Annotated in this window: 14 protein-coding genes; 7 read left to right on the forward strand and 7 right to left on the reverse strand. The window is 69.4% G+C overall.

Annotated elements, in window-relative coordinates; all coding sequences use genetic code 11:
* Positions 1–10 precede the first annotated feature (10 nt).
* Positions 11–1,477: a dihydrolipoamide acetyltransferase family protein gene (locus AC07DI_RS31365; RefSeq protein WP_478907816.1), complete on the forward strand. Its 1,467-nt coding sequence runs from the start codon at positions 11–13 to the stop codon at positions 1,475–1,477.
* Between the two features lie 108 nt (positions 1,478–1,585).
* On the opposite strand, the gene AC07DI_RS31370 is transcribed toward AC07DI_RS31365, so the two are convergent.
* Positions 1,586–2,479: a D-alanyl-D-alanine carboxypeptidase family protein gene (locus AC07DI_RS31370; RefSeq protein ID WP_384252312.1), complete on the reverse strand. Its 894-nt coding sequence runs from the start codon at positions 2,477–2,479 to the stop codon at positions 1,586–1,588.
* A 169-nt stretch (positions 2,480–2,648) separates the two neighbouring features.
* Here AC07DI_RS31370 and AC07DI_RS31375 point away from each other — a divergent pair, with 169 nt between their 5' ends.
* Both AC07DI_RS31375 and AC07DI_RS31380 read left to right on the forward strand, forming a co-directional pair.
* Positions 2,649–3,380 carry a GntR family transcriptional regulator gene (locus tag AC07DI_RS31375; RefSeq protein WP_478907710.1) on the forward strand — a complete coding sequence of 244 codons (732 nt, stop codon included), beginning with the start codon at positions 2,649–2,651 and terminating at the stop codon, positions 3,378–3,380.
* Positions 3,377–4,687: an MFS transporter gene (locus AC07DI_RS31380; protein ID WP_384252306.1), complete on the forward strand. Its 1,311-nt coding sequence runs from the start codon at positions 3,377–3,379 to the stop codon at positions 4,685–4,687. Before AC07DI_RS31375 ends, AC07DI_RS31380 begins: the two co-directional genes overlap by 4 nt.
* Before the next feature lie 109 nt (positions 4,688–4,796).
* Here AC07DI_RS31380 and AC07DI_RS31385 read toward each other — a convergent pair whose 3' ends face one another.
* Positions 4,797–5,621 carry a maleylpyruvate isomerase family mycothiol-dependent enzyme gene (locus tag AC07DI_RS31385; RefSeq protein WP_478907713.1) on the reverse strand — a complete coding sequence of 275 codons (825 nt, stop codon included), beginning with the start codon at positions 5,619–5,621 and terminating at the stop codon, positions 4,797–4,799.
* Between the two features lie 134 nt (positions 5,622–5,755).
* Between AC07DI_RS31385 and AC07DI_RS31390 the strand changes: the two genes are divergently transcribed.
* Complete coding sequence (locus AC07DI_RS31390; RefSeq protein WP_478907715.1) at positions 5,756–6,562, forward strand: carbon-nitrogen family hydrolase; 807 nt, start codon at positions 5,756–5,758, stop codon at positions 6,560–6,562.
* A gap of 137 nt (positions 6,563–6,699) precedes the next feature.
* On the opposite strand, the gene AC07DI_RS31395 is transcribed toward AC07DI_RS31390, so the two are convergent.
* From AC07DI_RS31395 to AC07DI_RS31415, 5 genes are all read right to left on the reverse strand, one after another.
* Positions 6,700–7,197 carry an LURP-one-related/scramblase family protein gene (locus tag AC07DI_RS31395; protein WP_478907717.1) on the reverse strand — a complete coding sequence of 166 codons (498 nt, stop codon included), beginning with the start codon at positions 7,195–7,197 and terminating at the stop codon, positions 6,700–6,702.
* A gap of 139 nt (positions 7,198–7,336) precedes the next feature.
* Positions 7,337–7,564 (reverse strand): DUF6458 family protein, encoded by a 228-nt coding sequence (locus AC07DI_RS31400; protein ID WP_384252296.1) that lies wholly within the window; start codon positions 7,562–7,564, stop codon positions 7,337–7,339.
* Between the two features lie 117 nt (positions 7,565–7,681).
* A complete protein-coding gene (locus tag AC07DI_RS31405) occupies positions 7,682–8,980 on the reverse strand; it encodes a M18 family aminopeptidase (RefSeq protein ID WP_478907719.1) in 1,299 nt (432 codons plus the stop codon).
* A 42-nt stretch (positions 8,981–9,022) separates the two neighbouring features.
* Positions 9,023–9,634, reverse strand: coding sequence for a Uma2 family endonuclease (locus AC07DI_RS31410; protein WP_478907721.1), 612 nt, complete (start codon positions 9,632–9,634; stop codon positions 9,023–9,025).
* 133 nt (positions 9,635–9,767) lie between these two features.
* Positions 9,768–11,594 (reverse strand): acyl-CoA dehydrogenase, encoded by a 1,827-nt coding sequence (locus tag AC07DI_RS31415; protein WP_384252290.1) that lies wholly within the window; start codon positions 11,592–11,594, stop codon positions 9,768–9,770.
* Between the two features lie 131 nt (positions 11,595–11,725).
* On the opposite strand from AC07DI_RS31415, the gene AC07DI_RS31420 reads away from it, so the two are divergent.
* The 3 genes from AC07DI_RS31420 to AC07DI_RS31430 all read left to right on the forward strand — a co-directional run bounded on the left by AC07DI_RS31420 (position 11,726) and on the right by AC07DI_RS31430 (position 14,550).
* Positions 11,726–12,217 (forward strand): SseB family protein, encoded by a 492-nt coding sequence (locus AC07DI_RS31420; protein WP_055563227.1) that lies wholly within the window; start codon positions 11,726–11,728, stop codon positions 12,215–12,217.
* Between the two features lie 255 nt (positions 12,218–12,472).
* The gene (locus AC07DI_RS31425; protein WP_478907724.1) at positions 12,473–13,429 is read left to right on the forward strand and encodes a pirin family protein; all 957 of its coding nucleotides are present in this window, start codon (positions 12,473–12,475) and stop codon (positions 13,427–13,429) included.
* Positions 13,430–13,500: 71 nt separating this feature from the next.
* Complete coding sequence (locus AC07DI_RS31430) at positions 13,501–14,550, forward strand: AI-2E family transporter (protein WP_384252280.1); 1,050 nt, start codon at positions 13,501–13,503, stop codon at positions 14,548–14,550.
* Positions 14,551–14,565: the final 15 nt, after the last annotated feature.

Here is a 14,565-nt window from a genome sequence, read left to right on the forward strand (position 1 = left end):
CGTGACGACGATGACTGACACCGCTCTTGCCGAGTTCAAGATGCCCGACGTGGGCGAGGGACTCACCGAGGCCGAGATCCTCAAGTGGTACGTACAGCCCGGTGACGAGGTCACCGACGGCCAGGTCGTGTGCGAGGTCGAGACGGCCAAGGCCGCGGTCGAGCTCCCCATCCCGTTCAACGGTGTCGTACGGGAGCTGCGCTTCCCCGAGGGCACCACGGTCGACGTCGGCCAGGTGATCATCGCGGTCGACGTGTCGGGCGGGGCGGGGCCTGTGGCGGCGCCCGAACCGGTGACGGCTCAGGGCGGGACGGTCGAGCCCGCGGCCGCCGCCGAGGCCGAGCCCGCCGGACGTCAGCCGGTGCTCGTGGGTTACGGGGTGTCCGAGGCCTCGACGAAGCGGCGGGCCCGCAAATCCACCGGCACCGACTCCGGCACGGACTCCGGCACCGCCTCCGGTGGTGCCCCTGTCGCGGCCCCCGAGCCGGCGGCCCCGCAGGAGGTGCGGGTGAACGGGAACGGCGCCCGCCCGCTGGCCAAGCCGCCCGTCCGCAAGCTCGCCAAGGACCTCGGCGTCGACCTGACCGCGGTCGTCCCGTCCGGGCCCGACGGGATCATCACCCGCGAGGACGTGCACGCGGCGGTGGCTCCGGCCGCCGAGCCCGCCTCGGTGCCCGTCTCCGCGCCCGCTCCGCAGGTGACGCGGGCGCCCGCCCCGGAGGCCGGGGCGACGGCCGGCGCTGCCTCCGCCTCCGCTTCCGCGGTGGGCACGGATGCCCGCGAGACCCGTATCCCGGTCAAGGGCGTCCGCAAGGTCACCGCGCAGGCGATGGTCGAATCGGCGTTCACGGCGCCGCACGTCACGGAGTTCGTGACGATCGACGTGACGCGGACGATGAAGCTGGTCGAGGAGCTCAAGCAGGACAAGGCGTTCGAGGGGCTGCGGGTCAATCCGTTGCTGCTCATCTCCAAGGCCCTGCTCGTGGCGATCAAGCGGAACCCCGGCATCAACGCCGCCTGGGACGAGGCGAATCAGGAGATCGTCCAGAAGCACTATGTGAACCTGGGCATCGCCGCGGCCACCCCGCGCGGTCTGATCGTGCCGAACATCAAGGACGCGCACGCCAAGACCCTGCCCGAACTCGCCGAGTCCCTCGGCGCGTTGGTCTCCACGGCCAGGTCGGGCAAGACGTCGCCCGGGGACATGCAGGGCGGCACGGTCACGATCACGAACGTCGGCGTCTTCGGTGTCGACACGGGCACGCCGATCATCAACCCCGGCGAGTCCGCGATCCTCGCGGTCGGCGCGATCAAGCTCCAGCCGTGGGTCCACAAGGGCAAGGTCAAGCCGCGCCAGGTGACGACGCTCGCGCTGTCCTTCGACCACCGCCTGGTGGACGGGGAGCTGGGCTCCAAGGTGCTCGCCGATGTGGCGGCGATCCTGGAGCGGCCGAAGCGGTTGCTGACCTGGGCGTAGCGGTACCCGCAGCGCATGGCGCAGTAGTACCCGCAGCGCATGAAGAAGGGGCCCGCCGCGAAAGTGCGGCGGGCCCCTTCCCGTGCGACTGCGGAGAACCGCTGGGCGTCAGGCGACCTTGAAGCCGTAGTCGAGCAGCTTCTTCGCGTCCGCGGTGCGGTTGTTCACGGACGTCGAGGTGAGGACCGTCCCGACGACCGTCTTGCCGTTGCGGGTCGCCGCGAAGACCAGGCAGTACTTCGCCTCGGGGCCGGAGCCCGTCTTCACGCCGATGGCGCCGCGGTAGGAGCTGAGAAGGTTGTTCGTGTTGGACCACGACATGTAGCGGTAGCCGCCGTTCTTCGTCGTGACCTTCTGCTTCGTCGACTTCGTCTTCACGACCGAGCGGAACTGCGAGTACTTCAGCGCGTTGCTCGCGAGTTTCGTCAGGTCGCGCGGCGTCGAGTAGTTGCTGCCGTTCCCGATGCCGTCGAACGAGTCGAAGTGGGTGTTCTTCAGGTTCAGGTTCTTGGCCGTCGTGTTCATCTGGCCGATGAAGTTCTTCACGCGGGCGGCCCGGGACGAACCCTTGCCGAACTTGTCCGCGAGCGCGTACGCGGCGTCACAGCCGGACGGCAGCATCAGACCGTAGAGGAGCTGACGGACGGTGACCTTGTCGCCGACGATGAGCCGCGCCGACGAGGCGCCGTTCCTGACGATGTAGTCGCTGTAGGCCTTCTGGACCGTCACCTTGGAATCCAGGTTCAGGTTCCGCTGGCCGAGCACGACGCGCGCCGTCATTATTTTTGTCGTCGAGCCGGTGGAACGCCGGGTGTCGGCGGCCTTGGTGAAGAGGCTCTTCCCCGTGCTGTTGTTCATCGCGAAGCCGCCCTTGGCGACGATCGACGGCTTCGGCGGTGCGGCCGCGTGGGCCGTAGTGGTGAGGGCGCCGCCGGCCAGCATCGCGCTCGCGGTGACGAGAACGGCCGATGTGCGACGTACGCCCTTAATGCCGGTATTCAAGTTGGATACTCCAAATGCCCCTGGACTGCGGCTGCATGAGGATGCCGCCCACTCAGTAGACGAGTGAGGGGGGCCGATGGATGTGCCGTAAAGCCCATTAATTCCGTAGAGGTGCCCGGCATATGGACGGGGGATTCCGTCGTATACCTGTTGTATCTATGCTGTGCGCATGCCAGCCACCGCTCCCGCCTCTCCCATCACTCCTGCCTCGCCTGACTCGCCTGTCACTCCTTCCGTCGCTCCGGCCGCTCCGCTCCCCGCCGCCAAGCGTCCGCCCGCCGCGGAACGCGTCTACGCCCACGTGAAGCAGGCCGTCCTGGAGCGCCGCTACGAGGGCGGCACGCTCCTCACCGAGGGCGAGCTCGCCGAGGCCGTGGGGGTGTCCCGCACCCCGGTGCGCGAGGCGCTCCTGAAGCTGGAGGTGGAGGGGTTGCTGCGGCTCTACCCGAAGAAGGGCGCACTCGTGCTGCCCGTCTCCGCGCAGGAGATCGCGGACGTCGTCGAGACGCGGCTGCTCGTCGAGACGCACTCGGTGCGCAAGGCGGTGCCTGCGCCGTCCGGCCTGATCGGCCGCCTTGAGGAGCTCCTTGACCGGCAGCGGCAGCAGGCGGGCGCCGGTGACCTCGCGGCGGCCGCGGTCACCGACCGGTGCTTCCACGCGGAGATCGTGCGCAGCGGCGGGAACGAGATCCTCGCGCGCCTCTACGACCAGCTGCGGGACCGGCAGCTGCGGATGGGCGTCGCCGTGCTGCACTCCCACCCCGACCGGATCGCGAAGACCCTCGCCGAGCACGAGGAGATCCTCGACGCGCTGCGCCGCGGCGACGCGGAAGCGGCGGTCGCCGTGGTCACCCGGCACGTCGGCTGGTTCCAGAACCTGGCCCGGGGTGACGTCCGATGAGTTCCGCGGGTTCCGCCCCCGTCGCGCTGCCCGGTGATCCCCCTGGCGGTCGCAAGGCCGTGCTGGTCTGGTCGGTCGGGGTCGCCGTCTACTTCGTCGCCGTCGTCTTCCGGACGTCCCTCGGCGTCGCCGGACTCGACGCCGCGGACCGCTTCCACGTCAACGCGTCCGCCCTTTCGACCTTCTCCATACTCCAACTGCTCGTCTACGCGGGCATGCAGATACCCGTCGGTCTGATGGTCGACCGGCTCGGCACCAAGAAGGTGCTGACGATCGGGGTCGTCCTCTTCACGGTCGGACAGCTCGGCTTCGCCTTCTCCCCCTCGTACGAGACGGCGCTCGTCTCGCGCGCCCTGCTCGGCTGCGGTGACGCGATGACCTTCATCAGCGTCCTGCGGCTCGGCACCCGCTGGTTCCCGGCGCGGCGCGGCCCGATGGTCGCCCAGCTCGCCGGGCTCATCGGCATGGCGGGCAACCTCGTCTCGACCCTCGTCCTGGCCCGGCTGCTGCACTCCCTCGGCTGGACCCAGGCCTTCGCGGGCAGCGCGCTCTGCGGTGTCGTCGTCCTCGTCCTGATGACGCTGTTCCTCAAGGACCACCCCGAGGGGCACGAGCCGCAGCCGGCCACGCACAGCGGAGCGGCCCACGTACGGCGGCAGATCACCCTGTCCTGGCAGGAGCCCGGCACCCGGCTCGGGCTGTGGGTGCACTTCACCACGCAGTTCCCCGCGATGGTCTTCCTGCTCCTGTGGGGCCTGCCGTTCCTCGTCGAGGCGCAGGGCCTGTCGCGGGCGAGCGCCGGTGAGCTGCTCACGCTCGTCGTCCTGTCCAACATGGTCATCGGCCTCGTCTACGGGCAGATCGTGGCCCGGCACCACGCGGCCCGGCTCCCGCTGGCGCTCGGCACCATCGGGGCGACGGCCACGGCCTGGGCGGCCACGCTCGCCCATCCCGGGAACCACGCCCCGATGTGGCTGCTGGTCGTCCTCTGCGTGGTGCTCGGCGCCTGCGGGCCCGCCTCCATGATCGGCTTCGACTTCGCGCGGCCCGCCAATCCGCCGGAGCGGCAGGGCACGGCGTCGGGCATCACCAATATGGGCGGCTTCGTCGCCTCCATGACGACGCTGCTCGCGATCGGTGTGCTGCTCGACGCGACCGGTCAGAACTACCGCGTGGCGTTCTCCGCGGTGTTCGTCCTGGAGGCGCTCGGGGTCTGGCAGATTCTGCGGCTCAAGTCGCGGGCGGTGCGCAGGGAGCGGGAGCGGTTCGTTGCCAGCCGGGTGGAGGCTGTGCATGTCCCTGCGTGAGGCTGCGCCTGGCTGGGCGGGGGGGGCGGGGCTGAGGTTGGTTCGGAGGCTCTGCCCCCGGGCCCCCGGTCCTCAATCGCCGGACGGGCTTGAAGTTGGCCCGGCTCGGCTACGGCGTCACCGCGAAGTTTCGCAGGATCGCCTCCGCCAGTTCGTGGTCGCCCTCCCTCTTGATGCGGTCCGCGACGGACGCGTACGTCGCACGGCCGCACGCGAGCCTGAAGTACGTCTCCCAGTCGAGGGCGAGGGTGGCGAGCGGGCCCAGCGAGGGCGCGTTGTCCACGGTGCCCTTGCCCTCGGCGTCCACGCGGACCGTGCGCAGGAACTCGACGGGGCCGCTCACGTCGAAGACGACCGCCGAGTTCGGGGGCGCGCCCGCCTTGTCCGCGACGACCTTCGCGAGCCCGACGAGGAGCATGTCCCGGGCGACGTACGCCCCCGGGGAGTCGAGGTTCCCGGGCGCGTGCAGCGTCGTACGCAGGTCCTGTTCGTGGACCCACACGTCGAACGCCCGCAGCCGCGTGGCCAGTTCGAGCGTGTGTTCGGTGCCCAGCGGGCCGCGGATCTTCGTCGAGGGGTCCCGCGACTCGTTCCGCAGCTGCCGCGACCGGCGGATGATCGTGTACTCCAGCTCGGAGGTCATCTCCGGCGCGGTGTGGTGGCGCCGCACGTCGACCTGCACCTCCATGTACCGCTGACCCTCCGTCTGTACGTGGTACAGGTCGCGGGGCAGGGTGTGGATCGGTCGCGGGTCGCCCAGCATCTCGCACTCAAGACCTATGACGTGGGAGACGATGTCGCGCACCGACCAGCCCGGGCAGGGGGTGGCCCGGTTCCACTCCCCCTCGGCGAGCGGCGACACCAGCTCGGATATCGCTTCCACGGAATGCGTCCAGGCATCGGCGTAGGTTTGCAGGCTGGGATGGAGACTCACGGGACCCCTTGCGGTTGTACGCGGGCGGTGGGTGTCTGAGACGTTAAGTTACGCTGCCCGCAGGCACCCCGGCAGTGCTTTCGTGTGACGATCGTAGGCCGTGTCAACGGCTCGAATGCCAGGACGGTGGTAGTGTGCGCGCCTCCCTCATCCAGATCGCCGTAGACGAGGACGAACCGGTCAATTCCCGTAGGCGGCGCGTCGCTTCGCTGGTACGGGAAGTGAGTGCCGGGGAGGGATCGGATCTGGTCGTTCTTCCCGAGCTGTGGACGACGGGCGCCTTCGCGTACGACTCGTTCGCGAGCGAGGCGGAGCCCCTGGAAGGGCCGACGTACGAGGCGATGGCACGGGCGGCGCGTGACGCGGGGGTGTGGCTGCACGCGGGGTCGATTCCGGAGCGGGCCGTGTCCGACGGGTCTCTGTTCAACACCTCGCTCGTCTTCTCGCCCGACGGTGAGCTCGCCGCCTCGTACCGGAAGATCCACCGCTTCGGCTTCGACAAGGGTGAGGCCGTGCTGATGGCGGCAGGATCCGAGCTGACGACCGTCCGCACGCCCCACACCACGCTCGGCCTCGCCACCTGCTACGACCTGCGCTTTCCCGAGCTCTTCCGGGGGCTCGTCGACGCGGGCGCCGAGATGTTCGTGGTGCCCGCGGGGTGGCCGGCGCGGCGGCGGGAGCACTGGTCGCTGCTTGCGCGGGCGCGGGCTGTCGAGGACCAGGTGTACGTGCTGGCGTGCGGGACGGGTGGGACGCACGGGGGCGTGCCGCAGGCTGGGCACAGCGTTGTCGTTGATCCGTGGGGGGCGGTGCTTGCGGAGGCGGGTGAGGGCGAGGAGGTCCTTACGGTTGACGTCGATCCTTCGCGGGTCGTGGAGACGCGGGAGCAGTTTCCGGCGCTGAAGGACCGGGTGCTGGGGCGGGGGGCGGTACGGCGCTGAGGCGTGCGGTGCCTAGGCCGTTTAGTGCCGGGCCCGTGTTCTTTTCCGGCGCGGGGGCGTCGTGGCTGGTCGCGCAGTTCCCCGCGTCCCTTGAGTGCGGCTTCGCCGCAGCCCTCCTCGGCCCCGCCAACCCCTCCTCAGTCCTCGTCCCCCCGCTCCTTCTCCGCCAGGCGGATCACGCAGACGGTTACGGCGAGCAGCAGCGCGGGGTCGGCGTCCTCGCGTACTACCTGGAGGCCGTAGGTGTCGCGGACGCGGAACCAGCGGCGGGAGATGTCGGCGAGGAGTTCGCCGTCGTACTCGATGGCGAACTCACGGTCGAGGATCTTGCCGCTGACGTCCAGTTCGGTGCCGTCGACCAGGTCGACGCGGTAGTGGTTGCGCAGCAGTGACAGGCGCTTGCGCTTCACCGTGGCGAGCGTCTCGCCCGCCCGTCCGATGACCATCGTGTCCCGGAGGGCGAGCATCTTGGCGTGAATGTCGATGACGACCCTGCCCTGCATGTCCTTCAGCTCGAAGGTGTCGCGCAGGCGCATCGCCTTGCCGTCGACGAGGAAGACCTTGCGGCCCCGGTCGTCCTCGATCCAGTAGTCGTCGCCGATGCCGAACACGCGGTCGCGTACGAGAAGTCTCATGCCGTCATGACTACCCCGAAGCGCCGCAGACCGGACATCACGCGCCAGCCCTCACGCGCCAGCCCTCACGCGCCGGACGCTCACGCGCCCGCTCTCACGCGCCCGCCCTCGCGCGCTGAACATCACGCGCCGGACGGCGTCAGTAGCCGCGGCGCTGCGGGTCGGGGTCGACCGCGGTCGGGGCGACCGGCGGCACCACGGCCCGCCTGCGGCGCGCGATGCTGGTGAAGACGGCGACGCCGATGAGTCCCACGAGCATCATGATGACTCCGGCGACGGTGAGGTTGACCCCCTCCATCTTCCAGTCGGTCGCGAACGTGAGGATGGCACCCGCGGCGATCAGAATGATGCATCCGCCCAGGCCCATGAGGACCGCCTCCCTGCTGTAGTGGCTACGAAGTCACCGGGTACCCGGGTCCTTCGCAGCCACACAGACATTCGGCGGCCGAGCCTCCGCTCACCCCGGCACGGCCCCTCAGTCCTCTCAGCCCTCCAGGAACGCCACCAGCGCGTTGGCGAGCAGGTACGGGTCGTCCGCGCCGCACAGCTCGCGCACGCTGTGCATGGACAGGATCGCGACGCCGATGTCGACGGTCTTGATGCCGTGCCGGGCCGCGGTGATCGGGCCGATCGTCGTGCCGCACGGCATCGCGTTGTTGGAGACGAACGACTGGAACGGCACGCCCGCCTTCTCGCACGCTGCGGCGAACACCGCGCGGCCCGAACCGTCCGTGGCGTAGCGGTTGTTGACGTTGACCTTGAGGATGGGTCCGCCGTTGGCGCGCGGGTGGTGCGTCGGGTCGTGCCGCTCGGCGTAGTTGGGGTGCACCGCGTGGCCGGTGTCGGAGGAGAGGCAGACGGTCCCGGCGAAGGCGCGGGCCTTGTCCTCGTACGAGCCCCCGCGCGCGAACACGGACCGCTCAAGGACGCCGCCGAGCAGCGGGCCGTCGGCGCCGGTGTCGGACTGCGAGCCGTTCTCCTCGTGGTCGAAGGCGGCGAGTACGGGGATGTACGGGAGGTCCTCCTGGGCGGCGACGGACGCGAGGGCGGCCGTGGCGGAGTGCACGGAGAGGAGGTTGTCCATGCGGGGGCCCGCGACGAGTTCGCGGTCGCGGCCGAGGTAGGCGGGCGGTTCGACGGAGTACGTCATGAGGTCCCAGCCGGTGACGTCGCCCTCGCCGAGGCCGGTCTCCTCCTCCAGGAAGCGGATCAGGTCGCCCTCGTGGACGTCGCCGCCGAGCCCCCAGACGGGCTGCATGTGCTTCTGCTTGTCGAGCTTGAGCCCGTCGGTGTGCACGGAACGGTCCATGTGGATGGCCAGTTGGGGCACGCGCAGCAGCGGTCGGTCGATGTTCACGAGCCGTGTGGTGCCGTCGCGCAGCGAGAGGCGTCCGGCGAGGCCGAGGTCGCGGTCGAGCCAGGAGTTGAGCAGCGGGCCGCCGTAGATCTCGACGGCGACCTGGCGCCAGCCGTGGGCGCCCGCGTCGGGCTGCGGCTTCACGCGCAGGTTGGGGGAGTCGGTGTGGGCGCCGACGATGCGGAACGGGGTGTGCGCGGAGGCGTTCTCCGGCACGTACCAGGCGATGATGGCGCCGCCCCGCAGCACGTACTTGCCGCCGGTCGTGCCGTCCCAGGCGTCGGTCTCCTCCAGCTGCCGGAAACCGGCCTTCTCCAGACGCTCCGCGGCGCTCGCCACGGCGTGGTACGGCGTGGGGCTTGCCGCGAGGAAGGACATGAGGTCTTCGGTGTGGCCACGGTCGAAGGGGCCGGAGGGTGTGCGCATGGCTGTCAGCCTAATGGCGTCGCCGTGCGGGTGGCGGGGGGCTCAGAGACGGTGGTACTCGGTGAGGTCGATGTCGATCGTGAACGGTACGGCGAGCTTCAGCCGGTCGTGATGGACGCCCGTGGGCGCGTAGACACCGGTGTGCGGGTCCAGTTCGTAGGTGTAGACGGCGGGCCGCTTGTTCTCGTCCATCCGGACCAGCCAGTAATGCCGGATGCCCGCTGCGGCGTACTTGCGGGGCTTGGTGTCCTGGTCGCGCTCTTCGGAGTCGGGAGAGATGACTTCTACGGCGAGGAGGACGTCCGCGGCCTGGTATCGAGTCATGCAGTCGTCGGCATCGGCTTCTGCGGTGACGACCACGAGGTCGGGCTCGGGTACCTGCCTGCGGCCAAGGACCACGGCCATTTCGCGGCGGACGCGAAGGTGCTCGGGGATGGCGGCCCGCACCCCGTGCACCAAGAGGTCGATCGCCAGCGTATGGAACTTGCGCTGCGGACTCACGAAAACCAGGCTCCCGTCGATCAGTTCTGTGTGTGGCGGGAGGTCGAGGCTGAAGAATTCGTCCGTCGTGTAGCCGTCCTGAGGCGGCATCGGCCATGCCGAGCCATCGGGCTGGAGTGCGTGCAGCGCTTCGGTGCGGGGCTCGGCGGTCATGGTTCCTCCCATGGACGGGATTCTCGGCCGTTGACTCAGCGTACCCAGCCCATACGACAACGCCGCCACCCGAAAGAATCAGGTGGCGGCATCGCGCTGACGTGCGAGAGGAATCTGGTCGAACCAGGTCGAACTAGAACGCCGCCTCGTCCAGCTCCATCAGGTCCAGCTCCACGCCCTCGGCGAGCTTCCGCTCCTTCGCGACGCCCGGCAGGACGTTCGTGGCGAAGAACTTGGCGGCGGCGATCTTGCCCTCGTAGAAGGGCTTGTCCTTGGCGGAGGCCGTCTCCAGCTTCTCCGCGGCGACCGCGGCACCGCGCAGCAGCAGGTAGCCGACGACGACGTCGCCCGAGGCCATCAGGAGGCGGGTCGTGTTCAGGCCCACCTTGTAGATGGACTTCACGTCCTGCTCGGTGGCCGCGAGGTCCGTCAGCATGACGCCGACGATGCCCTCAAGATCGACCGCGGCCTTGGCCAGCTCCTCGCGGGCGCCGGCGAGCGCCTCGCCGCCCGTGCCGACGGCGAGGAACTTCTTGATCTCCTCGGCGAGGCCGTTCAGCGCGGCGCCCTGGTTACGGACGATCTTCCGGAAGAAGTAGTCCTGGCCCTGGATCGCCGTGGTGCCCTCGTAGAGGGTGTCGATCTTGGCGTCCCGGATGTACTGCTCGACCGGGTACTCCTGGAGGTACCCCGAGCCGCCGAACGTCTGGAGCGACTGCGCCAGCTGCTCGTAGGACTTCTCCGAGCCGTAGCCCTTCACGATGGGCAGGAGCAGGTCGTTGAGGGCGTGGAGCTGCGACGCGTCCTCGCCCGCCGCCTCCTTGACCTGGATGTCGTCCTGGACGGCCGCGGTGTGCAGGACGAGGGCGCGCATGCCCTCCGCGTACGCCTTCTGCGTCATCAGGGCGCGGCGCACGTCCGGGTGGTGGGTAATCGTCACCTTCGGCGCGGTCTTGTCCATGAACTGGGCCAGGTCCGGGCCCTGCACGCGCTCCTTGGCGTACTCCAGGGCGTTGAGGTAGCCCGTGGAGAGCGTCGCGATCGCCTTCGTGCCGACCATCATGCGGGCGAACTCGATGATGCGGAACATCTGGCGGATGCCGTCGTGCTTGTCGCCGATCAGCCAGCCCTTGGCGGGGTGCCGGTCGCCGAACGTCATCTCGCAGGTGTTCGAGGCCTTGAGGCCCATCTTGTGCTCGACGTTCGTCGCGTACACGCCGTTGCGCTCGCCCAGCTCGCCGGTCTCCCAGTCGAACTCGTACTTCGGTACGAGGAAGAGGGAGAGGCCCTTGGTGCCGGGGCCGTTGCCCTCGGGGCGGGCGAGGACGTAATGGAGGATGTTCTCCGACATGTCGTGCTCGCCGGACGTGATGAAGCGCTTCACGCCCTCGATGTGCCAGGAGCCGTCCTCCTGCTGCACGGCCTTCGTGCGGCCCGCGCCCACGTCCGATCCGGCGTCCGGCTCGGTCAGGACCATCGTCGAGCCCCACTGCTTCTCGACGGCGATCTCGGCGACCTTCTTCTGCGCCTCGTTGCCCTCTTCGAAGAGGATGCCGGCGAACGCGGGACCCGACGAGTACATCCACACGGCGGGGTTGGCGCCGAGCAGCAGCTCCGCGTAGCCCCAGATCAGGGAGCGCGGCGCGGTGGTGCCGCCGATCTCCTCGGGCAGGCCGAGCCGCCAGTACTCGGAGTCCATGAAGGCCTGGTAGCTCTTCTTGAAGGACGCGGGGACGGGGGCGGTGTTGGTCTCCGGGTCGAAGACGGGCGGGTTGCGGTCGGCGTCCGTGAAGGACTCGGCCAGCTCGTTCTCGGAGAGGCGGCGGAGTTCGTCGAGGATGCTCTTGGCGGTGTCGACGTCCATCTCCGCGAACGGGCCGGTGCCGTACAGCTTGTCGCGGCCGAGCACCTCGAAGAGGTTGAACTCGATGTCGCGGAGATTCGACTTGTAGTGGCCCATGGCGAAGGCTCCGTAAGCAGGAGAGGGAAAGTACCCAAGGTGAATACCAGCAAGTAGCTACGATGATGCTACCCGTCGGTAATAAGATGCAACCCCTAACCGCCCATCTGTGACTCAGTAGGCTTCGCCTCATGTACGGCTACGACCAGAACCCCGGCGCCCAGCAGCAGTACGCCCCGCCGGGCGCGCAGCCGCCGCCGCAGCAGATGCAGGGCATGCCCGGCGGTGGCTACGGCCAGCAGCCTCCGCTCTACCCCGAGCCCTCGCCGCCGTCCCTCGCGGACGCGGTGCGCGCCTTCACGACGGGGTCGATGTCCGCCGAGGACTTCCAGCAGGCCTTCGCCACGTCGAAGGTGTACTGCCCGCGCGGCGACAACCCCGGCTTCCTCGCGCTGCACAACACCCAGCAGCCCGTGATCCCGATGTTCACCTCCCTCAAGGAGCTGCGCCGGTACGCGGGCAAGGACTCCAAGTACTTCGTGATCACCGGCGCGGAGGTCATCGACCTGCTGCCCACGGGGTACGGGTTCGTCCTCGACATGGAGGGGGAGCACCGGATGGTCTTCGATGCGAAGGCCGTGGAGCAGATGGTGGATTTCGCCATGCGTCGCATGTACGGGTAGCCGGCCCCTGGGCCTTGGGCGGGGGTCGGCCGGCTTTCGGCTGCGGGTGGATCGTGGCTGGTCGCGCCGTTCCCCGCGCCCCTTGTTCTGCGGGCGCGTACTGGTTGCTCGCGCCGTTCCTCGTGCCCCTTGAGGGCTCGTAGATCGTTTCTGGCCTTCTCGGCGCCCGGAGGGAATTGCCTCCGGGCGCCGTTCGTTGTGAGTGGCAGAAAGTTCTACGTTCAACTAACGTGAGTGTACGAGGAGGTACCGACCATGCCTGCAGTGACTGTCGAGAACCCGTTGACCCTGCCCCGAGTGGCGGCGTCCGCCGACGCGACGGCGCGCCCCGTGCTCGCCGTGACCACCGCGCCGAGCGGCTTCGAGGGCGAGGGATTCCCGGTGCGCCGGGCGTTCGCGGGGATCAACTACAAGTACCTCGACCCGTTCATCATGATGGACCAGATGGGCGAGGTGGAGTACGAGGCGGGCGAGCCGAAGGGCACCCCGTGGCACCCCCACCGCGGCTTCGAGACGGTCACGTACCTGATCGACGGCACCTTCGTCCACCAGGACTCCAACGGTGGCGGCGGCACCATCCGCAACGGCGACACCCAGTGGATGACGGCGGGCTCCGGCCTGCTGCACATCGAGGCGCCGCCCGAGTCCCTCGTCATGTCCGGCGGCCTCTTCCACGGCCTCCAGCTGTGGGTGAACCTGCCCGCCAAGGACAAGATGATGGACCCCCGCTACCAGGACATCCGCGGCGGTCAGGTCCAGCTGCTCTCCACCCCCGACGGTGGCGCGCTGCTCCGCGTCATCGCCGGTGAGCTCGACGGGCACGAGGGCCCCGGCATCACGCACACGCCGATCACGATGATCCACGCGACCGTGCGCCCCGGCGCCGAGGTCACGCTGCCCTGGCGCGAGGACTTCAACGGACTCGCGTACGTCCTCGCCGGGCGCGGCACCGTAGGCGCCGAGCGCCGCCCCGTCCACATGGGGCAGACGGCGGTCTTCGGCACCGGGTCCTCACTGACCGTCCGCGCGGACGAACGCCAGGACGCGCACGCCCCCGACCTGGAGGTCGTGCTGCTCGGCGGACAGCCGATCCGGGAGCCGATGGCTCATTACGGGCCGTTCGTGATGAACAGCCGGGCCGAGTTGCAGCAGGCCTTCGAGGACTTCCAGAAGGGGCTGCTCGGCAAGGTGCCGGCTGTGCACGGCATGTAGTCGTACACGTAGCCGTACATGTAGCCGTACATAATGTGCGGCGCCGGTGAGGTCGTGTTCGGGTGGGAGGGGTGAGTAGCCTCCTGCCCGAGCCCGCGCGGCGCGTCGCCGCCTGGTGTGTCGTCGTGCTCCTCGTCACCGGTGTGGCCGCCGTGGGGATCTGGCTCTGCGTCACCTTCAAGACGGCCGTGACGCCCGTCCTGCTCGCGCTGCTCGGGACCGCGCTCCTCGGTCCGCTCTACCGGCGGCTGCTCAGGATGAGGGTGCAGCGGTCCCTCGCGGCCGGGCTGACCTGCGCGGCCGTCGTCGCCGTCGTCGGCGGTGCGGCGTACATCGTGGTCAAGGCGCTGATCGACAGCGGCGACCAGATCATCGCCTCCCTCAAGCAGGCCGCGACCGACCTGTCGAAGTACTTCGGGGCGGCCGGGACCTCGCTCGACGACATGGCGTCCAACGCCAAGGAGCTCTTCGGCAAGTTCGGCGGGACCGCCGCGTCCGGGGTGATCAGTGGCATCAGCACCGTCGGCGAGATGATGGCCATGGCCGTCCTCGCCCTGCTGCTCGTCTTCTTCTTCCTGCGCGACTCGCAGCAGGCGATGCGCGGCCTGCGCTCGCTCTCCCCCGGCGACAGCGCCGACACCGTCGAGTCTATGGCGCGCCGCGCCTTCGAGGCCATCGAGGGCTTCATGCGCGGCACGACGATCATCGCGTTCATCGACGCGCTGTGCATCACCGTCGGGCTGCTGATCCTCGGTGTGCCCGGTGCCTGGGGGCTCGGCGCGCTGGTCTTCGTCGGCGCCTACATCCCGTACCTGGGCGCGTTCCTGTCCGGCGCGGTCGCCGTCCTGGTCGCCCTCGCCGACCGGGGTTTCGCCATCGCGCTGTGGACGCTCGGCGTCGTCCTGGCCGTCCAGGTCATCGAGGGCCACCTCCTCCAGCCGATGATCCAGAGCCGGACCGTGCAGATGCATCCCGCGGTGGTGATGCTGGCGATCACGGCGGGTGCGTCGGTGGCGGGGATCCTCGGCATGCTGCTCGCGGTGCCGCTGACGGCGGCGGCGTTCGGGGTCGTTTCGGAGCTGCGGCTTCGGCTCCCGCCTGGGGGTGGGGACCGGGTGTAGAGGATGGACGTTCGA

Source organism: Streptomyces sp. NPDC044106 (genome assembly GCF_056433985.1).